Annotated in this window: 20 protein-coding genes and 1 rRNA gene; 6 read left to right on the top strand and 15 right to left on the bottom strand. The window is 70.4% G+C overall.

Going from position 1 to position 19,354, the window contains the following annotated elements; all coding sequences use genetic code 11:
• Positions 1–59 precede the first annotated feature (59 nt).
• Both AB0C46_RS34415 and AB0C46_RS34420 read right to left on the bottom strand, forming a co-directional pair.
• Complete coding sequence (locus AB0C46_RS34415) at positions 60–887, bottom strand: helix-turn-helix domain-containing protein (protein WP_362832736.1); 828 nt, start codon at positions 885–887, stop codon at positions 60–62.
• A 344-nt stretch (positions 888–1,231) separates the two neighbouring features.
• Positions 1,232–1,615: an ATP-binding protein gene (locus AB0C46_RS34420; protein ID WP_362832756.1), complete on the bottom strand. Its 384-nt coding sequence runs from the start codon at positions 1,613–1,615 to the stop codon at positions 1,232–1,234.
• Positions 1,616–1,851: 236 nt separating this feature from the next.
• Between AB0C46_RS34420 and AB0C46_RS34425 the strand changes: the two genes are divergently transcribed.
• Together AB0C46_RS34425 and AB0C46_RS34430 are read left to right on the top strand one after the other, a co-directional pair.
• Positions 1,852–2,685: a helix-turn-helix transcriptional regulator gene (locus tag AB0C46_RS34425; protein ID WP_362832737.1), complete on the top strand. Its 834-nt coding sequence runs from the start codon at positions 1,852–1,854 to the stop codon at positions 2,683–2,685.
• A complete protein-coding gene (locus AB0C46_RS34430) occupies positions 2,682–2,888 on the top strand; it encodes a DUF397 domain-containing protein (RefSeq protein WP_362832738.1) in 207 nt (68 codons plus the stop codon). Before AB0C46_RS34425 ends, AB0C46_RS34430 begins: the two co-directional genes overlap by 4 nt.
• Positions 2,889–2,953: 65 nt before the next feature.
• On the opposite strand, the gene AB0C46_RS34435 is transcribed toward AB0C46_RS34430, so the two are convergent.
• The 4 genes from AB0C46_RS34435 to AB0C46_RS34450 are packed head-to-tail and all read right to left on the bottom strand — an operon-like array spanning position 2,954 to position 7,750.
• The gene (locus tag AB0C46_RS34435) at positions 2,954–4,603 is read right to left on the bottom strand and encodes a bifunctional uroporphyrinogen-III C-methyltransferase/uroporphyrinogen-III synthase (protein WP_362832740.1); all 1,650 of its coding nucleotides are present in this window, start codon (positions 4,601–4,603) and stop codon (positions 2,954–2,956) included.
• Positions 4,600–5,616 carry a hydroxymethylbilane synthase gene (hemC, locus tag AB0C46_RS34440; protein WP_362832741.1) on the bottom strand — a complete coding sequence of 339 codons (1,017 nt, stop codon included), beginning with the start codon at positions 5,614–5,616 and terminating at the stop codon, positions 4,600–4,602. The genes AB0C46_RS34435 and hemC overlap by 4 nt, the downstream gene beginning before the upstream one ends.
• Positions 5,613–6,980, bottom strand: coding sequence for a glutamyl-tRNA reductase (locus AB0C46_RS34445; protein ID WP_362832743.1), 1,368 nt, complete (start codon positions 6,978–6,980; stop codon positions 5,613–5,615). Before AB0C46_RS34445 ends, hemC begins: the two co-directional genes overlap by 4 nt.
• Positions 6,977–7,750 (bottom strand): redox-sensing transcriptional repressor Rex, encoded by a 774-nt coding sequence (locus AB0C46_RS34450; RefSeq protein ID WP_362832744.1) that lies wholly within the window; start codon positions 7,748–7,750, stop codon positions 6,977–6,979. Before AB0C46_RS34450 ends, AB0C46_RS34445 begins: the two co-directional genes overlap by 4 nt.
• A 332-nt stretch (positions 7,751–8,082) precedes the next feature.
• On the opposite strand from AB0C46_RS34450, the gene AB0C46_RS34455 reads away from it, so the two are divergent.
• From AB0C46_RS34455 to AB0C46_RS34470, 4 genes are all read left to right on the top strand, one after another.
• The gene (locus AB0C46_RS34455; protein WP_026169869.1) at positions 8,083–8,361 is read left to right on the top strand and encodes a glutaredoxin family protein; all 279 of its coding nucleotides are present in this window, start codon (positions 8,083–8,085) and stop codon (positions 8,359–8,361) included.
• A 180-nt stretch (positions 8,362–8,541) separates the two neighbouring features.
• Entirely contained in the window at positions 8,542–9,483 is a 942-nt protein-coding gene (locus AB0C46_RS34460) for an HAD-IB family hydrolase (RefSeq protein ID WP_362832757.1), read from the top strand.
• Between the two features lie 330 nt (positions 9,484–9,813).
• Positions 9,814–10,599 carry an ECF subfamily RNA polymerase sigma factor, BldN family gene (locus AB0C46_RS34465; protein ID WP_006604745.1) on the top strand — a complete coding sequence of 262 codons (786 nt, stop codon included), beginning with the start codon at positions 9,814–9,816 and terminating at the stop codon, positions 10,597–10,599.
• Positions 10,600–10,875: 276 nt separating this feature from the next.
• Complete coding sequence (locus AB0C46_RS34470; protein WP_362832746.1) at positions 10,876–12,087, top strand: DUF5667 domain-containing protein; 1,212 nt, start codon at positions 10,876–10,878, stop codon at positions 12,085–12,087.
• Positions 12,088–12,134: 47 nt separating this feature from the next.
• On the opposite strand, the gene AB0C46_RS34475 is transcribed toward AB0C46_RS34470, so the two are convergent.
• From AB0C46_RS34475 to rrf, 9 genes are all read right to left on the bottom strand, one after another.
• Positions 12,135–13,130 carry a lysophospholipid acyltransferase family protein gene (locus AB0C46_RS34475; RefSeq protein ID WP_362832747.1) on the bottom strand — a complete coding sequence of 332 codons (996 nt, stop codon included), beginning with the start codon at positions 13,128–13,130 and terminating at the stop codon, positions 12,135–12,137.
• A gap of 14 nt (positions 13,131–13,144) precedes the next feature.
• Entirely contained in the window at positions 13,145–14,194 is a 1,050-nt protein-coding gene (locus AB0C46_RS34480; RefSeq protein WP_362832748.1) for an NAD-dependent epimerase/dehydratase family protein, read from the bottom strand.
• A gap of 198 nt (positions 14,195–14,392) precedes the next feature.
• The gene (locus AB0C46_RS34485) at positions 14,393–14,491 is read right to left on the bottom strand and encodes an AURKAIP1/COX24 domain-containing protein (protein WP_003948845.1); all 99 of its coding nucleotides are present in this window, start codon (positions 14,489–14,491) and stop codon (positions 14,393–14,395) included.
• A gap of 119 nt (positions 14,492–14,610) precedes the next feature.
• Complete coding sequence (locus tag AB0C46_RS34490) at positions 14,611–14,820, bottom strand: helix-turn-helix domain-containing protein (RefSeq protein ID WP_006604741.1); 210 nt, start codon at positions 14,818–14,820, stop codon at positions 14,611–14,613.
• 128 nt (positions 14,821–14,948) lie between these two features.
• A complete protein-coding gene (locus AB0C46_RS34495; protein WP_362832749.1) occupies positions 14,949–15,764 on the bottom strand; it encodes a phosphatase in 816 nt (271 codons plus the stop codon).
• 207 nt (positions 15,765–15,971) lie between these two features.
• Positions 15,972–17,147, bottom strand: a complete 1,176-nt coding sequence (locus AB0C46_RS34500) for an acetoin utilization protein AcuC (RefSeq protein ID WP_362832750.1) — start codon at positions 17,145–17,147, stop codon at positions 15,972–15,974.
• A complete protein-coding gene (locus tag AB0C46_RS34505) occupies positions 17,116–18,384 on the bottom strand; it encodes an MFS transporter (RefSeq protein WP_362832751.1) in 1,269 nt (422 codons plus the stop codon). Before AB0C46_RS34505 ends, AB0C46_RS34500 begins: the two co-directional genes overlap by 32 nt.
• A 92-nt stretch (positions 18,385–18,476) precedes the next feature.
• Entirely contained in the window at positions 18,477–19,145 is a 669-nt protein-coding gene (locus AB0C46_RS34510; RefSeq protein ID WP_362832758.1) for an HAD family hydrolase, read from the bottom strand.
• 86 nt (positions 19,146–19,231) lie between these two features.
• Positions 19,232–19,348 (bottom strand): 5S ribosomal RNA (rrf, locus tag AB0C46_RS34515).
• Between the last annotated feature and the right edge of the window lie 6 nt (positions 19,349–19,354).

Raw genomic sequence — 19,354 nt, forward strand, 5'->3', positions numbered from 1 at the left:
CTTTGCCGACGGGCCGTCGGAGGGAAAGGGTCCGGCGGCGGCGTGTCCGCCGGGCCCGCTCAGGCCGCGACAGCGGGATCACGAGCCTCCGGCGCGGCACGGCAGTCCCGGCAGTCCCGGCAGAGTCCCGGTTCCCGGCCCCGGAAGGCGCGCTCGCAGCCGTCGCAGGTCTGGAAGGGGGCGGGCCGGGGTGGCCGATCCTCGCCCCTGTCAGGGTCCGGCGGGGTCTCGGGGCCTGCGGGAAGGGGTGGCGGAAGCAGCTCCCGGAGACGGTGGGCGAGCAGCCCCGCCGGGTTCTTCAGGTCCGGCGGGAGGCCCGCCGTCAGGGTGCGGCGCACGGCCGCAGCACTGGCGCCGTTCTCGAACCATGCGGCGACGGCGGGGGCGAGGCGTCGCACGTCCCGTTCAGGGAGCGTGAGCCGGTCGTCCGTGCGACGCAGCGATACGAGGAGAGCGCGGGCCGGGGCCTGGTGCTCGCCGGAGGCGGAGGACTCTTCGACGGCGGGAGTCGTCGGTGCCTGCGGCCGGGGCGGCTCCGCTGCCACCGGCGACGGGGCGTCCTCCCGCTCCTCGTCCCCCTGGCTCGGCCCCGTGACGCCCGGAGCGCTATGGGCGTACGTACGCGTGATCACGCGCCCCTCAGCCGTACGCCCCCGCACCCTCTCCACGTAACCGTGAGCCTCCAACTCCCTTAGGGCGAAGGCGATCCGGTCCCGCCCCTCGGGGAAGCGGGCCGCGAGCGTACGGATGTCGACCGACGCGCCCTCGGGCAGCGACAGGATGTGGGTGCCGACCCCGATCGCGGTCAGGGACAGGTCGCGGTGCTGGGCGAGGTGATTGCCGATGATCGTGTACCGGTCCGGCTGGTACTGCCGGATATGTGTCACCCCGCTGTGGGTGGCACTTCGTCGAACTCGGGAATGCGGGCGCACGGCGGCGCTAGGGTTCTGTTCAGCCATCGGGAAGTCTGCTTCTTCCTCTGGTGGTCAGGCCCTCGCACTGGGATGGCAGTCCCGGCGGGGGCCGTCGCATGTCTGCGGTGGTCAGGCCCGAGACTGCCCACTCAAGTCGCCCGCGCGCCAGCCGAGTTGGGCCGGTTCACCCCCACGAGTGACGTACGCGGGGTTTGGTGGGTTTGGAAGGTTCTCTCCCGGGGTTCTTTGTCCTTGATCGCCCGCCGCACCGACGGACAGGCCACCGGGTCCCGGGATTCCGGGCGCCGGTCCGGCGTTCAGCACCCGGCACCGAGATCGACCTCCGCCCACACCGTCTTGCACGGCACCGGCCCCTCCTCGACACCCCACCGATCCGCCAACTCCCCCACGAGCAGCAGCCCGCGCCCCGACTCGGCCGGCACGCCACCGACATCCGGCACATGGACGGGCAGCCGATCACCGCGCGTATCGGTGACTTCAATACGGAGCGTGGCGGGCGAGGGGACGACAAGGCCGAGGCGGAAGCACCGCCCGGGGACCCGGCCGTGCAGCACCGCGTTCGCCGCCAGCTCGCCGACGAGCAACAAGGAAGGGTCGAACGGCAGCCCCCACGAGCGCAGTTGCTCGGTGGCCAGGAGGCGGGCCAGCCGCGCTCCGCGCCGGGTGGCGGAGAGCGGCACGGAGAACCGGAGCGCCGGGACGGGACCGACGGCGAGACCGGTAACGGAATTGCTGGTTCGGGTGATTCGCTGATTCACGTCACACAGCGTGGTCGTGCGTATCTAGCCTGAGAAGGAACGGGAGCCGGACAGGCGGCAACTGTCCGGGCCGGTACGGCTCTCGTCCGGGCCGTGCGGCGTAGCGGGCACGGACGACGGACGTTGAACATGGTCAGCAAGGCGGAGGGACGTCAGGCATGAGCGAATGGGATACGGGTCCGGAGGACGAGGAAGCCGGGGCCGTGATGAAAATCGTCGGGCGGCAGCTCAAGCTGTGGCGCGAGGCGGCCGGGCTCACCCAGGCCGAATTCGGGAAAGCGATCGGGTACAGCGAGGAGTCGGTGTCCGCGGTGGAGCGCGGACGTCGGGTTCCCCAGCCGGAGTACCTGGACCTGGCCGACGAGGTACTGGGAGCCGGTGGCCGACTCGCCGCACTGAAGGAGGACGTGGCACTCGTCCGCTACCCGAAGAAGGTCCGGGACCTGACGAAGCTGGAGGCAGCGTCGGTCGAGCTGTGCTGCTACGAAAGCTCCGTCCTCAACGGCCTGCTGCAGACCGAGGAGTACGCACGAGCACTCATCGGCAACCGCCGCCCGTTCTTCACGCCACGCGAAATCGAGGAGCGGGTCGCGGGTCGCATGGCCCGCCAACAGATCCTGGACAGTTCAGCGACTCCGCCCATCTTCAGCTTTGTTCAGTGCGAGTCGACGCTGCGCCGCCCCCTCGGGGGCAAACCGGTGATGCGCAGGCAGCTCGAACGGTTGCTGGAGGTAGGTCAGTTCCGGAACGTGGACCTCCAAGTACTTCCACTGGGACGGGAAGTGAACCCAGGTCTCAGCGGTTCGTTCAGCCTCCGCCGGCTGAAGGGGGGCGATACGGTCGCACACGCCGAGGTCCAGCATCTCAGCCGAGTGATCTCCGAACCACCACAGGTACAGATGCTCGACATGCGTTATGGCAGCATCCGAGCGGAAGCTCTCACACCACGTGAGTCACTGGCCTTTATCGAGAAAGTGCGGGAAGAGACATGACCCTCAAGCCTTGCTCCGGGACCGAGTGCGAACCGAACTGGGCGAAGAGCAGCTACAGCAGCGACGAGGGGGGCGAGTGCGTCGAGGTCGCTGCCGCCCCCGACACCATCCTCATCCGCGACTCCAAGAACCCCCACGGCCCCCGCCTCACCTTCACCCCCACCACCTGGGCCGCCTTCCTCCCGTACGCCAGCAAGCACTGACGGGCGAAAGCAAGAAGGGCGCCCCATGGCGAGGCGCCCTTCCAGGCGTACTACTACCGCTCAGCTCAGCTACGAGCCCGCCGACGCGACCCGGGCCGCCGCTCGCTAGGCCGCGTGACCGGGTCCCCGGCCTCCAGCGCGGCATCGCGGCGCGCCGCCCCGAAGTCCGCGAGCGCCTCGGCCAGCTTGTGCACCGACGGCTCGGGCGACATGACATCCACCCGCAGCCCGTGCTCCTCGGCGGTCTTGGCGGTGGCCGGGCCGATACAGGCGATCACCGTCACGTTGTGCGGCTTGCCCGCGATACCGACGAGGTTCCGCACGGTCGACGAGGACGTGAAGAGCACCGCGTCGAAGCCGCCGCCCTTGATGGCCTCCCGCGTCTCGGCCGGCGGCGGCGAAGCGCGCACGGTCCGGTAGGCGGTGACATCGTCGACCTCCCAGCCCAGTTCGATCAGCCCGGCGACGAGAGTCTCCGTGGCGATGTCGGCGCGCGGCAGGAAGACGCGGTCGATCGGGTCGAAGACCGGGTCGTAGGGCGGCCAGTCCTCCAGCAGGCCGGCGGCGGACTGCTCACCGCTCGGCACCAGGTCGGGCTTCACACCGAAGGCGACCAGCGCCTTGGCGGTCTGCTCGCCGACCGCGGCGACCTTGATCCCGGCGAACGCGCGGGCATCCAGGCCGTACTCCTCGAACTTCTCCCGGACGGCCTTGACGGCGTTGACCGAGGTGAAGGCGATCCACTCGTAGCGGCCGGTGACCAGGCCCTTGACCGCGCGCTCCATCTGCTGCGGGGTGCGCGGCGGTTCGACGGCGATGGTCGGGACCTCGTGCGGCACCGCGCCGTACGAGACGAGCTGGTCGGAGAGCGACGCGGCCTGCTCCTTCGTCCGCGGTACGAGCACCCGCCAGCCGAACAGCGGCTTGGACTCGAACCACGAAAGACGGTCGCGCTGGGCCGCGGCACACCGCTCACCGACCACGGCTATGACCGGCTGGCCGCCGTCCGGCGACGGCAGCACCTTGGCGGCCTTGAGCACCTGCGCGACCGACCCGAGGGTGGCGGTCCAGGTGCGCTGGCGGGTGGTGGTACCGGCGACGGTGACGGTCAGCGGGGTGTCGGGCTTGCGGCCCGCGGACACCAGCTCACCGGCCGCCGCGGCCACCGTGTCGAGGGTGGTGGAGACGACGGCGGTGGCGTCGCTGGCACCCACTTCGGACCAGCAGCGCGCATCGGCGGTGCGGGCGTCGACGAAGCGCACGTCGGCGCCCTGCGCGTCCCGCAGCGGGACACCGGCGTACGCGGGCACGCCGACGGCCGCGGCGATACCGGGCACGACCTCGAAGACGATGCCTTCGGCCGCGCAGGCCAGCATCTCCTCGGCGACGTACCCGTCGAGGCCGGGGTCTCCGCTGACGGCACGTACGACCCGCTTGCCCGTACGGGCGGCCGTCATGACAAGATTGGCGGTGTCCCTAATTGCAGGGACACCGGCGGGGATTGACGCCTCGTCAGCTGACGCCTGCAGTGGTGTGTCCACCTGTGCGCGGGCATGCACGCGCACGACGTCCAGCACCTGCGGGTCGGCGATCAGTACGTCCGCGGAGGCCAGCGCCTCCACGGCACGCAGCGTCAGCAGACCCGGGTCTCCCGGCCCGGCACCCAGGAAGGTGACCTGACCGGAGGCGGAGTGGTTTGGGGCGGTGGGGTTCAAAGTGCTCGCTCCCCCATAAGACCGGCCGCACCCTTTGCGAGCATCTCGGCGGCGAGTTCACGGCCCATGTTCAGCGGGGTCGCGGCATCGTCGGGAGAGGCGGGTACGTGCCCGGTGGTGGACATCTGCACCAGCGTGCTGCCGTCGGTCGTGCCGACGACACCGCGCAGGTGCAATTCGGTGACAGCCTGCTCGTCGGCCTTGGGGCCTCCCCTGCTCGAACGAAGTCGAGAGCTTGGGGAAAGGTCGGCCAGTGCTCCGACGGGTGCGGAACAGCCGGCCTCCAGGGCGGCGAGCAGGGATCGCTCGGCGGTCACGGCGGCCCGGGTGTCCGGGTCGTCGAGCTCGGCGAGCCGGGCGGCGAGGTCCGCGTTGACCGCGGCGCACTCGATCGCCAGCGCCCCCTGGCCGGGGGCAGGCAAAACCACGTCGGGCGACAGCAGCTGCGTCGCCTCGTCGATCCGGCCGATCCGGGTGAGTCCGGCGGCGGCCAGTACGACCCCGTCCAGTTCACCCTTTTCGACGAAGCCGATGCGGGTGTCGATGTTCCCGCGTATCGGCACGGTCTCCACACGCCGGCCCAGCGACCTGGCCCAGGCGTTCAGCTGCGCCATCCTCCTGGGGGACCCTGTCCCCACCCGGGCGCCATCCGGCAGCTGTTCAAAACGGAGCCCGTCCCTGGCGATCAGTGCGTCCCGCGGGTCTTCCCGTACGGGGATGGCTGCCAGGGTCAGGGTCTCGGGCTGCGCGGTGGGCAGGTCCTTGAGCGAGTGGACGGCGAAGTCGATCTCCCCGGCGAGCAGCGCGTCCCGCAGCGCGGAGACGAACACGCCGGTGCCGCCGATCTGCGCGAGGTGCTCACGGGAGGTGTCGCCGTAGGTGGTGATCTCCACCAGTTCGACGGGGCGGCCCGTCAGCGCACGCACCGCCTCGGCGACCTGCCCGGACTGGGCCATGGCGAGCTTGCTGCGCCGCGTGCCCAGCCGCAGTGCTCTCGTAGTGCTGTCGGTCATGCCCGCTCCCGTGCATCGTGCCTGTCGGCGCGCGTGTCGGCCCGGCTGACGGCAGCGACCGTCTGGGGGTCGAGATCGAAGAGTTCCCGCAGGGCGTCCGCGTACCCGGCGCCGCCGGGCTCGCTGGCCAGCTGCTTGACCCGGACAGTGGGCGCGTGCAGGAGTTTGTCGACGACGCGGCGCACGGTCTGGGTGATCTCGGCGCGCTGCTTGTCGTCCAGGTCGGGAAGGCGGCCGTCGAGCCGGGCGATCTCACCGGCGACGACGTCCGCGGCCATGGTGCGCAGGGCGACCACGGTGGGGGTGATGTGCGCGGCCCGCTGGGCGGCGCCGAAGGCGGCGACCTCGTCGGAGACGATGCCGCGCACCTTGTCCACGTCGGCCGCCATCGGCGCGTCCGCGGACGCGTCGGCCAGCGACTCGATGTCGACGAGGTGCGCGCCGTCGATCCGGTGCACCGCGGCATCTATGTCCCGCGGCATGGCGAGATCGAGCAGCGCCAGCGGCGCCGTGCGCCCGTCGCGCGCGGCCGCGACCATCTCACCGGCCAGAACCAGGCCGGTCGCACCGGTACAGGAGACCACGATGTCGGCGAGCGCCAGCTCCTCCGGGACGGTGGTCATCGCCACCGCACGGGCGGCGAGCCCGGTGGCGGCGCCGGTCCCGCCCGGCTCGGTGAGGATCTGGACCAGCCGCTCGGCGCGCTCGACGGTGCGGTTGGCGACGGCCAGCTCGCCGACGCCGGCCCGTACGAGGGTGGCGGCGGCCAGCGACGACATCGATCCGGCACCGATGACCAGCGCCCGCTTGCCGCGCGCCCAGTCCTCGACGCCCCGGCCGGCCGCGAGCTGCTCCAGCCCGAAGGTGACCAGCGACTGGCCGGCCTTGTCGATGCCGGTCTCGCTGTGGGCGCGCTTGCCCACCCGCAGGGCCTGCTGGAACAGGTCGTTCAGCAGCCGGCCCGCGGTGTGCTGTTCCTGGGCGACGGCCAGCGCGTCCTTGATCTGCCCGAGGATCTGGCCCTCGCCGACGACCATCGAGTCCAGGCCGCAGGCCACCGAGAAGAGGTGGTGGACGGCCCGGTCCTCGTAGTGGACATAGAGATAAGGGGTGAGCTCCTCCAGGCCGGCGCCGCTGTGGCGGGCCAGGAGGGTGGACAGCTCGGCGACACCGGCGTGGAACTTGTCCACGTCGGCGTAGAGCTCGATGCGGTTGCAGGTGGAGAGCACCGCGGACTCGGTGACCGGTTCGGCCGACACCGCGTCCTGCAGCAGCTTGCCGCGCGCCTCCGGGGCGAGCGCGGCCCGCTCCAGCACGCTCACCGGCGCGCTGCGATGGCTCAGTCCGACGACCAGCAGTGTCATGCCGGCATCACGGCGGGCATGTCCCCGTCAGGTCCCTTGCGATCGTCCGCCACTGCGGCGGCGGTGCGGGCGGCCGCAGCCGGCCCACCACCGTCGGGCCCGCCTTCCTCGCCCGCCTTGCGCTGCTCGTGGAAGGCGAGGATCTGCAGCTCTATCGACAGGTCGACCTTGCGTACGTCCACCCCGTCGGGCACGGTCAGTACGGTCGGCGCGAAGTTGAGGATCGAGGTGACACCGGCGGCGACGAGGCGCTCACAGACCTGCTGGGCGGCCCCGGCCGGCGTGGCGATGACGCCGATCGAGACGCCGTTGCTCTCGATGATGTGCTCCAGCTCATCGGTGTGCTGGACCGCGATACCCGCGACGGGCTTGCCGGCCATGGCCGGGTCGGCGTCGATCAGCGCGGCCACGCGGAACCCGCGCGAGGCGAAGCCGCCGTAGTTGGCGAGCGCGGCGCCGAGGTTACCGATACCGACGATGACAACCGGCCAGTCCTGGGTCAGCCCCAGTTCACGCGAGATCTGGTAAACGAGGTACTCCACGTCGTAGCCGACGCCGCGGGTCCCGTACGAGCCGAGGTAGGAGAAGTCCTTGCGCAGCTTGGCGGAGTTGACCCCCGCCGCGGCCGCGAGCTCCTCGGAGGAGACCGTGGGTACCGAGCGCTCGGAGAGCGCAGTCAGTGCACGCAGATACAGCGGAAGCCGGGCGACGGTGGCCTCGGGAATGCCTCGGCTTCGGGTCGCCGGTCGGTGAGTTCGGCCAGTTGCCACGGTGCTCCTGCGGGTAGAGCGGGGCTGCGGGCGACCGTATGGAACCCGACCGCCCTGTCTTCTGCAGGCTATGTCTTTGTGAACGCGTGCACAAAGATGGTGTCCGGTTTGTCCGCCCAAAGTGACCGGGGTCACGCGGCTATTACAAGCCTCCGCGGAACCAACTCCCACGTCACGCCGTTCACTCGAACCACCCGTTTCACGGGGCAGCACCGACGGGAGCACGCGCCCTCACTCCTCACCGCTATACCCCCGGAAACCTACAAATCGCCCACCGATGGTAGTCGAACCCGGCCGGACCGGACACCGCCGTGACCCGGCACAATGGCCCCATGGCCCCCTTGTTCAGCCGCAGCCCCCGCAAGAGCCCCGCCGACCGGATGGTCACCCTCGTCGGCAAGCCGGGCTGCCACCTCTGCGACGACGCCCAGGCCGTGATCGAGAAGGTCTGCGCCGAGACCGGCGCGTCGTGGGAGAAGAAGGACATCACCGAGGACCCCGAGCTGCACCGCAAGTACTGGGAGCAGATTCCGGTCATCCTCGTCGACGGCGCCCAGCACGACTTCTGGCGCGTCGACCCGAAACGGCTGCGTACGGCTCTGGGCGCCTGAACCTCCCGCGCCCCCGGGGCCCGCAAGGAACGGCCGCGGACGGCCGCGCGGAGGGCCCGCGCGGATGGCCGTAACGCCACCGTCCGCCGCCCCAGGCCTTCCTGACACGCGCCCGTAACCGGCTGCACCGAACAAACTGGCTACGCTGTCGGCATGTCGCCCGCTCGCCGATCCGGCTGGATGCCCTCCGGGGCGCTCTTCGACCTGGGCTGGATCCCTCGCCGCAGACGCCCCGCCACGGCCCGCAGCGTGCTGGCCGGCGAGGCCGCGGCCGAGGCCGCCCGCAAGTCCTCCCAGGAGGCGCCGCCCGTCGAGGAGGCGCCCGCGGAGCCCGAATTCCCCGTCGTCGGGGACACGGCCGCCGCCGCCTTCTTCGACCTGGACAACACCGTCATGCAGGGCGCCGCACTCTTCCACTTCGGCCGCGGCCTGTATAAGCGGCACTTCTTCCACAAGCGCGATCTGGCCCGCTTCGCCTGGCAGCAGATCTACTTCCGGCTGGCCGGCTCGGAGAACCCCGAGCACATGGCGGACGTCCGCAACAGCGCGCTGTCCATCGTCCAGGGCCACCGCGTCGCCGAGCTGATGTCCATCGGCGAGGAGATCTACGACGAGTACATGGCCGAACGGGTCTGGCCCGGCACCCGCGCCCTGGCCCAGGCCCACCTCGACGCCGGCCAGAAGGTCTGGCTGGTGACCGCGGCCCCCGTCGAGACCGCGACGATCATCGCCCGCCGGCTCGGCCTGACCGGCGCGCTCGGCACCGTCGCCGAGTCCGTCGGCGGTGTCTACACGGGCAAGCTGGTGGGCGAGCCGCTGCACGGCCCCGCCAAGGCCGAGGCCGTCCGCGCCCTGGCGTCCGCCGAGGGCCTGGACCTGTCGCACTGCGCCGCCTACAGCGACTCCGCCAACGACATCCCGATGCTCTCGCTCGTCGGGCACCCGTACGCGGTCAACCCCGACAGCCGGCTGCGCAAGCACGCCCGGGAACAGGGCTGGCGGCTGCGCGACTACCGCACCGGCCGGAAAGCGGCCAAGATCGGCATCCCCGCGGCGGCCGGGGTCGGGGCCCTCGCCGGCGGCGCCGCGGCCGCGGTCGCACTGCAGCGCCGCCGCCGCTGACCAGGCCTGATCACCAGGCGGGCCGGACGGCCATCCCCTCTCCCTACCCCCTCCGCCGTCCCCTCAGTCCCGCTGCTGTCGGTCAGCCACAACACGCCTTCCAACCAGGCAGATTGCGTTCCCTTCCGATCAATAGTTGCTCAGTATTCGATACTTGATCTGCCACCAACCCGGCACGGACCGTAAGTAATCGATGATTTGAGCAACTGGGTGTAGCGCTGCCTGTACGAAGCGTTATTCTCCTCAGACGCAATCCGGAACCCACACGTCCCTACGACGAGTGAACGGTCCCGCACTGCACGTGATGGAAGCTCTGCCTCTGGGAGTCCCGTGTACCCACACGTCGGGGTTGACGCCTCGGGCCTGGCTACGCTGCGTACGACACTCGTCGACCACCTGCGCAGTTTTGTCCCCACCGCGTACGCCGTCCCCGCATTCGCCTCAGCCGTCCCCGCCGCCGGACCCTGCTATGCCCTGGCCGACGGGAGTGCTGCGGTCGGAAAGGCCGCCGGCAGAACCCGCCGCTCCGGCACCGGCACGACCACCGCCCGTCGCCCCGCCGACAGCGACAGCCGTCGCATGATGGACCTCGTCGAACGAGCCCAGGCCGGCGAGGCCGAAGCCTTCGGCCGCCTCTACGACCAGTACGCCGACACGGTCTACCGCTACATCTACTACCGCGTGGGCGGCCGCGCCACGGCCGAGGACCTCACCAGCGAGACCTTCCTGCGCGCCCTGCGCCGCATCGGCACGTTCACCTGGCAGGGCCGTGACTTCGGCGCCTGGCTGGTGACCATCGCCCGCAATCTCGTCGCCGACCACTTCAAGTCCTCCCGCTTCCGCCTGGAAGTCACCACCGGAGAGATGCTCGACGCCAACGAGGTCGAGCGCAGCCCCGAGGACTCGGTCCTCGAATCCCTCTCCAACGCCGCCCTCCTGGAGGCGGTACGCAAGCTCAACCCCCAACAGCAGGAGTGCGTCACGCTGCGCTTTCTGCAGGGCCTCTCGGTCGCCGAGACCGCCCGTGTCATGGGCAAGAACGAGGGCGCGATCAAGACCCTCCAGTACCGCGCGGTCCGCACCCTCGCGCGGCTGCTCCCCGAAGACGCCCGCTGACCCACCCCCTGTCCCCATGTGCCGACGACCATCCCCTGCCGCCACCTGCTCACTCTCGGCAATCACTCATACCCGGTCGGTCAGATCATCGTGAGTGCGTAACCCGAGTGCCGCGCCGCTCGTTGTGCGGGATGCAGGCTCCATGCGGTCACGCCATGCCCGCTGCCTCTCACTCGATCGAGTGGCCGCGGACCACGGCGTGCAACCATCCGGTCCATCTGGACAGTCAAAGCCAGTCCGGGGAGTCGAGCGGGATGACGAGAGGAGGTGCCGCCCGTGATCGCAAATGTCTCGGTGCACCGGCGGACCAACGCCTTCGCCCAGGCCCTGGAGGAGCAGGTCCTCGAGGGCGCGGCGGCCGAGGACCAGGTCGACAATCCGGCGCAAGCGCCGGGCGAAGCACGGCTGTTGGCGGTCGCCGACGGCCTCGGGAAACTCCCGAGGCCGGAGATGGCCACCGAGGTCAAGACTGTCCAGCGCGCCCAGCTCATCGCCGCGATGGAGGTCGCCTTCGCCGAAGGCGCTCCGTCCGACGGTGCCAGGGTGCCCGAGCAGCGCGAACACAAGGGCGCGCACCGCGCCACGAAATCGATCGGCCGGCTGCGCCCGCGCTCCCGCCTCTCCAAGGGGCTGGCGGCAGGCGGGCTGACGGTCGGCGTCGCCGCCGGCGCGTTCAGCGGCGTCGCCGCGGCCAGCTCCGACGCCCTGCCCGGCGACTCCCTCTACGGCCTCAAGCGCGGCATGGAGGACCTCCGGCTCGGCATGGCCGACGATGACTCCGACCGCGGCCGGCTCCTTCTCGACCAGGCCTCCACCCGCATGATGGAGGTCCGCCGGCTGATGGAGCGCGCCCGGCTCGCCGACCTCGACCATGAGTCGCTCGGCGAGATCCGCAAGGCGCTCTCCGGCATCCGGCACGACGCGGGCGAGGGCCACCGCCTGCTGCACGCGGCGTATGAGCGCAATGGCTCGCTCGACCCCATCCAGGCGCTGAACTCCTTCACCCGGTCCCATCGCGGCACCTGGTCGCATCTGCGCGAGAGACTCCCGGTGCAGCTCACGGACGTCCGCGACGAGGTCAGTTCGGTCTTCGACGCCATGGACAAGGAGGTCGGTCCGCTCCGCTCACTGCTGCCGCCCACTCCGGACGGCCCGCGCCACCGCCGCGACACGCCCGCCTCCGCGGGCACCGGCTCCGGCTCCGACGGCCGCCCGGCACCGTCCGGCAGCAAGGGCGCCCACGGCAAGCACGCCAAGGGCTCGCACGCCCCGCACCCGTCGGCCTCACCCTCCCAGCAGGACGGCCTCCTCGGCGGCAATACGGGCGGGCTGCTCGACCCGCCGTCCAAGGGCGGCAGTCCGTCGCCGCACGACCGGGGCCACAGCGGTGGCAGGGACACCGGCGGCCAGCCCGATGTCACCCTCCCGCCGCTGATCCCGGGGCTGCTTCCCGGCCTGGGCATCGACGGCGAGGATCTCCCGAAGTAGCGGAACAGTCCGGTGCCGGCGCGCTCGGTGTTCTTCTGGTCCTTCCCTCAGAAGAACACCGAGCGTCGCTGTACCAGCAGCTTGTACAGGGTGTGCTGAATCGTTTCCCGTACCTGATCGGTCAGGTTGAACATCAGCATCGGATCGTCCGCCGCCTCCGGCGGATAGCCGGCCGTCGGGATCGGCTCGCCGAACTGGATCGTCCACTTCGTCGGCAGCGGCACCGCACCCAGCGGCCCCAGCCACGGGAAGGTCGGCGTGAGGGGGAAATACGGCAGCCCCAGCACCCGCGCCAGCGTCTTGGCGTTCCCGATCATCGGGTAGATCTCCTCCGCGCCCACGATCGAGCACGGCACGATCGGCGCCCCGGCCCTCAGCGCCGTCGAGACAAAACCGCCCCGCCCGAAGCGCTGCAGCTTGTAGCGGTCCGCAAAGGGCTTGCCGACGCCCTTGAAGCCCTCCGGCATCACCCCGACGATCTCGCCGCGCTCCAGCAGCCGCTGGGCGTCCTCCGCGCAGGCGAGGGTGTGCCCGGCCTTGCGCGCCAGCTCGTTTATCACCGGCAGGACGAACACCAAGTCGGCCGCCAGCAGCCGAAGATGACGCTGCGCCGGGTGGTTGTCGTGCACCCCGACCTGCAGCATCAGGCCGTCCAGCGGCAGCGTCCCGGAGTGGTTGGCGACGATCAGTGCGCCACCATCGGAGGGGATGTTCTCGATCCCCTTCACCTCGACCCGGAAGTACTTCTCGTAGAAGGGCCGCAGCAGCGACATCAGGACCTGGTCGGTCAGCTCCTCGTCGTACCCGAAGTCGTCGACCTCGTAGTCGCCGGTGATCCGCCGCCGCAGAAAGGCCAGCCCGCCCGCGATCCGCTCGTCCAGGGACCGTCCGGGGCTCGGCCGCGGGGGCACCGCCGGCGGATGCTCGGTCCGTGCCTCCGGTACGGGTGCCAGCGCCGCACCGCGTCCCGCGCGCCCGGCCCGCCTGGCCTTCCTGCGCGCCCGGGGCTCCTCGCCGAAGGGAATGACCTTGGCGTCCGCCATCGTGGATGAACTCCTCACTGGGTCGGGCCGCCGCGTGCGGGCAGCACGCCGGCGAGCCGGTCGACGGTGCGGGCGAGGGACTCGGGCGGCAGCAGCCCGGGTCCGCGGCTGCGGGCGAATTCCGCGAAGGTCTCCGCCGTCGTGTACTTCGGACGGAATCCCAGTGTCTCGCGCATCTGTGTCGTTTCGACGACCCTGCCGTGCGTGAGCAGCCGGATCTGTTCCGGCGAGAAGTCCGTGATGCCGATGGACCGCAGCGCCGTACCGGCCCAGGTGACGGTCGGCAGCAGCAGCGGGACGGTGGGCCGCCCCAGCCGCCGGGAGGTCTGCGACAGCAGCAGCACACCGTCTCCGGCGATATTGAACGTGCCGCTGTTGAGCGTTCCCCGGCGGGGCGCGGCGGCGGCGATCCGCAGTACCTCGATGGCGTCGTCCTCGTGGACGAACTGCAGCCGCGGGTCGTAGCCGAGCACGGTGGGCCATACGGGCAGGGAGAAGTACTCGGCGAGCGGGGAATCCGCGCACGGCCCGAGGATGTTGGCGAAGCGCAGCACACACACCGCCACATCCGGCCGGCGGCGGGCGAAGCCGCGTACGTACCCCTCGACCTCGACGATGTCCTTGGCGAAGCCACCACTGGGCAGCGACTTCGGCGTGGTGGTCTCGGTGAAGACGGCGGGATCCCGGGGCGCGGAGCCGTAGACACTGGTGCTGGACTTGATGACCAGCCGCTGCACATTCGGGGCCTTCTGGCAGGCGCCGAGCAGCTGCATCGTCCCGATGACGTTGGTTTCCTTCACCGAGGCGCGGCCGCCGCGCTTGCCCAACGGCGTGCCGTTGATGTCCATATGGATGACGGTGTCGACGCCCGTCTCGGCCAGGACCCGGGCAATGGCCGGATGCCGGATATCGGCTTTGAGGAATTCGGCGCCGCCCAGATGGTGCTCCGGTGGCACGGCGTCGACCCCGATCACCCGGTCGACGTCGGGATCGCGCTGGATGCGCCGGACGAACCTCCCGCCCAATTGCCGTGCGACTCCCGTGACGAGCACGACCTTGCCCAAGATCAGCCCTTCCTTCCCGCCGCGACCACGCCTAGCCGAGCTGTGCAGGCCACGCTATCGGGTCGGTGTTGCGCGGTGATGACCGCAGGTTGCCCGCGGCCACATTTCCGTCCAACCACCGTCCATACGGCCCACAACGCACCGCAGCCCCCCATCGCACAAGGCGATGAGGGGCTGCGAATTCGCGATCAGCGTCGCTTACTTCTTGTTACGACGCTGAACACGGGTGCGCTTGAGCAGCTTGCGGTGCTTCTTCTTAGCCATCCGCTTGCGCCGCTTCTTGATAACAGAGCCCACGACTACCCTCGCTTACTTCGAATCACTCGGTGCGGGGCGTCCGAGCCCACACTACCTACATCGGGCCAGCCTACCCGGCGCCGGGCGAACGGCGTAATCCGAGGGTCGGCGCAGGCCCGTCAGGCTGATTCCACCCCCACAAAGGACTCACGGAGATAGTCGTGAACCGCCTGCTCCGGAACCCGGAATGACCTCCCCACGCGAATCGCGGGCAGATGACCACTGTGCACCAGGCGGTACACGGTCATCTTCGACACTCGCATCACCGTGGCGACCTCCGCCACTGTCAGGAACACGACCTCGTTCAGAGGCCTCTGGTCTGCCGCCATGTCACACCTGCACCTTCCGCATAAGACGGACACCGGCTTCCCCTCCGGTGACTCTTCGTCGCTATGCGCTCACTCCCCAGATTAGGGGCGGGTGATGCGAGTGGGGAAGAGGAGCAGCGAACAGCCGCCTATCGTGACAGACACGCCCGATTGAGCACATAGCGGGCCAGCGGTCGATAGTCCGCGGCCCGCACCGCGTCATCGAGCGGCACCACCACGGACACCCGCCCCTCGGCCTGGCCGACGAACAGCGCCGGGTCGTCGGTGTCCGCCAGCCCGATCGCCTCAAAGCCCAGCTGACCTGCCCCGCAGACCCAACCGTGGTCCCCGATCACCAGGGCCGGCAGCGGCCCCGCGACGTCCGCCGCAGCCGCCAGAGCGGTCCGCACCGGGAGCGGTGAATGGGTGTGTACGCCCCTGGCCCCGGGCGCGCCCCGCACGCCGGGTTCTCGCATCAGCGCGACTCCCCGTACGTACTCAAGAGTGCAGGGACGTACCCCGAACCGGGTCGCTATGTCGACACGGGCGCCATACGCCGGGGTGAGAACGGGGCAGCCCGCCGACGAGAGAGCGTCTGCGAGGGCGGCGTAGAACCCCAGCAGCCGGTGCGGATGACCGGTGCCGATCAGCACCGGCGCCCGGCGGCCGGCCGCCGCGGCCACCCGTTCGGCGAACCCGTCCAGCGCGGCGACCGTACGGTCGGGGTCGATCACATCCGGGCCGGAAGTGTGCGCGGGATCGGCCGAAACACCGCACTTCCGCCCCATCAGTCGCAGTACTTCACCGAGCGGCCAGTCCCGTTCGGGATCGAGCCCCAGCAACACCCTGGGATCGCGCGCCGCGAAGAGCCGGTAGCGCGCCAGACTCTTCTCCCGCGTGGTCGCGATCGTCCCCGCGAGCCGCGCCTCGATCAGGTGCGCCCGCAGCGCCCCGGTTCCCCACACGCGTCCCATACTGTCCGGTTGGTCGGCCTACGGTTGCCCTGACCGGCGAGTAGTCACACATCCGTGGGGCGCGGCGCCGGATACGGCCGTCCGGGAGCGGCGGAAGGCGCCCCGCGGGACGCCCGCCCGCGGGGCATCGGCGCCCCACGAATACCTCGCTTCCGGGTCGCCGTAACAGCGTTACAGGGACCCGGCGAACGTTCCGACCTACGGCAGCAGCCCATGCGCCGGGAAGACCGCCCGGCGGGTCGCCAGCACCGCCTGGTCCAGCCGGTCGGCCGGGTCATAGCCGTCGTCGACGAAGTTCCGCCACTGCGGCGTACGGCCGTCCGTCATCCGGTGCGGCGCCAACTGCCGTGTCCGGCGGAACACTTCGTGCCGCCAGGCCTCCGGCACCATCGAGGTCGGGTCGATCGGCCGGCCCGCCGCGATCGCGACCAGATGCGTCCAGCTGCGCGGCACCACGTCCACCACCGCATAGCCGCCTCCGCCGAGCGCGACCCACCGGCCGTCCGCGTGCTCATGCGCCAGGTCGTGGCAGGCCTCCGCCACCGCACGCTGGGCGTCCAGGCTCACCGCGAGATGCGCCAGCGGATCCTCGAAGTGGGTGTCAGCGCCGTGCTGCGTCACGATCACCTGCGGCCGGAAGGCCCCCAGCAGCTCCGGGACCACCGCATGGAACGCCCGCAGCCAGCCCTCGTCCCCGGTCCCGGCCGGCAGCGCCACATTCGCCGCGGTGCCCTCCGCGCCCGCCCCGCCGGTCTCTTCCGGCCAGCCGGTCTGCGGGAAAAGCGTCCGCGGATGCTCGTGCAGCGAAACCGTCAGTACCCGCGGGTCCTCCCAGAACGCCGCCTGCACCCCGTCACCGTGGTGGACGTCCACATCCACATACGCGACACGTTCGGCCCCCAGCTCCAGCAGCCGGGCGATCGCCAGCGACGCGTCGTTGTAGATACAGAAACCGGCCGCCCCGCCCGGCATCGCATGGTGCAGCCCGCCCGCGAAGTTCACCGCGTGCGCCGCATCGCCGCGCCAGACGGCCTCCGCCGCGCCCACCGACTGCCCGGCGATCAGTGCGGACGCCTCGTGCATCCCCACGAACGCCGGATCGTCCGCGGTCCCCAGGCCGTACGACATGTCCGCGGCAGCCGGGTCCGCCGAGGCTCTGCGGACCGCGGCGATGTAGTCCTCACGATGCACCAGCCGCAGGGTGGAGTCCCCGGCCGGCTTGGCCCCGACCACCTCCAGCGGTCCGCGGTCCAGCTCGAACGCCTCCACCAAACGCATGGTCAGCGCGAGCCGGACCGGGTCCATCGGATGCCCGGACCCGAAGTCGTAGCCCGTTACTGCCTCATCCCACATCAGCTGTGCGCGGCCGCTCATGCCCGTCACCGTATCGGGCCTCCGGCGCCCCGAACGAGCGGGCATACACCAGCGTCACCAGCACCAGGGCCATCGGTACGAGCATTGCCCCCCGATAGCTCCAGGCATCACCGAGCGCACCGACCAACGGAGAGCCGATCAAGAAGCCCACGTAATTGAAAATGTTCAGCCGCGCGACGGCCCTGTCCGCAGCCTCGGGACCGTGCTCCTCGAAGGCGTGGCGCCCCGCCGCTGCGAACGTCTGGGGCACGATCACACACAGCCCGAGCCCCAGCAGCGTGAACCCCGCCATCCCGGCCCAGGGCCCCGGCGCCGCGGCCACCACCGCGAAACCGCCCGCCGCGACCACCACCCCGGTCCGCACCACCGCGACCGCCCCGAAGCGCCACACACCCAGGTCGCCGACCGTCCGCCCGAGCAGGGTGGTGACCATGTAGACGTTGTACGGAAGGGTGGCGAGCTGCTCGGAGCTCCCCAGGACGTCCTGCAGATACTTGGCGCTCCAGTTGGAGACGGTCGAGTCCCCGATATACGCGAACGCCATCACCAGACACAGCGGCAACAACAGCCGCATCCCGAAAGGCACGACGGCCCCCGCCGGCGCCTCCACACTTCCCTCCTGCGCCCACCGGTCCCGTTCCCGATCCCGTACCCGGTCCCGGTCCCGGTCCACGAACCATCGGCCCACGATCAGTGCCAGCGGCACCAGGACCGCCACCACCGGCCCGTACAGCAGCGCAAGTGACAGCTCCCAGTGCGCACCCGCCCAGGCCAGCGAGGCGCCCACGATGCCACCCAGGCTGTACGCGGCGTGGAACCCGAGCATGATGCTCCGCCCGTACGCCCGCTGCAGGCTCACCCCGAGCATGTTCATCGAGGCGTCCAGCGCCCCCACCGACAGCCCGAACACCGCCAGCGCCACCGCTACCTGCGCCATCGAGCCGACCGACCCGACGGCCGCCAGCGCCAGACACACCACCGGCTGCACCGCTCGCAGTACGTGGCTGGGCCGCACCCGCTGCACCAGCCGCTCGGTGACGACGCTGCCGACCCCCGCGAGGACGGGCACCGCCGCCAGGAACGCCGGCAGCAGACCGTCCGAAATCCCGTAGCGGTCCTGGATCGCGGGTATTCGGGTGACGAGGAGGGCGAAGACCGCGCCCTGGACGAAGAAGCTCAGGGCGAGCGAGGCCCTGCCGTGCCGCAGCTGCGCTCCTGGTACCCGAGGGGCCGTCATGGCCGCTCAGCCTAGAACTCCCCACTACCGCTGGGTAGATGGATCACAGCGCCGATTCCGACATCCGCCTGACGGGTGGTGGGGCGGTGCCCCTACTGCAACAGCGCCGGCAGCTCTGCCATATGGGCGAACAGCGCGGTGGCGCCTGCCTCCGTCAGCTTCTGTGCCGACGTCATCGCCGTGAACCCGTAGACGTCCATCCCCGCGGCGACCGCGGCCCGCACCCCCAGCGGGCTGTCCTCCACCACCGCACACCGCTCCGGCGCCACACCCATCTCCTGAGCCGCATACAGAAAGAGATCCGGCGCCGGCTTCCCCCGCCCCACATCCTGCGACGAGAAGACGTACTCACCGGCACCACCGCCGGCCCCTTCGAACCGCTCCCACAGCCCGGTCTTCGTCAACGCCACCCGAATGCGCTCACGGCTTCCCGACGACCCGACGCAGTACGGCACCCCGTCCGCAGCCAGCTTCTCCAGCACCTCGCCCACGCCCGCCACCGGCTCCAGACTCCTGCGGAACTCCTCGAAGACCCGCGCATGAAAGCTCTCGTCGAACCCGGCCGGCAGCCGCTTTCCGGACCGCTGCAGCACGCGCTCGTGAATGCGGTGCATCGCACCGCCCATGTAGTCACGCAGCGAATCTTCGTAGGTGGTCGGATGACCCAATTCGGTGAGGTAGCCGGCAAGAATCCGATTGGAGATCGGCTCGCTGTCCACCAGGACGCCATCGTTATCGAAAATGACCAAGCCATAGCGCATGCCCACGAGCGTACCTACCGGCCCGAAACGCAAAAATGCCTCGTTCCCCGAGTCGAAACTCGGGGAACGAGGCATTTTTAAAATTTGTTCGGCGGCGTCCTACTCTCCCACAGGGTCCCCCCTGCAGTACCATCGGCGCTGAAAGGCTTAGCTTCCGGGTTCGGAATGTAACCGGGCGTTTCCCTAACGCAATGACCACCGAAACACTA

The sequence above is a fragment of the Streptomyces sp. NPDC048637 genome (assembly GCF_040650675.1).
Classification (GTDB): domain Bacteria; phylum Actinomycetota; class Actinomycetes; order Streptomycetales; family Streptomycetaceae; genus Streptomyces.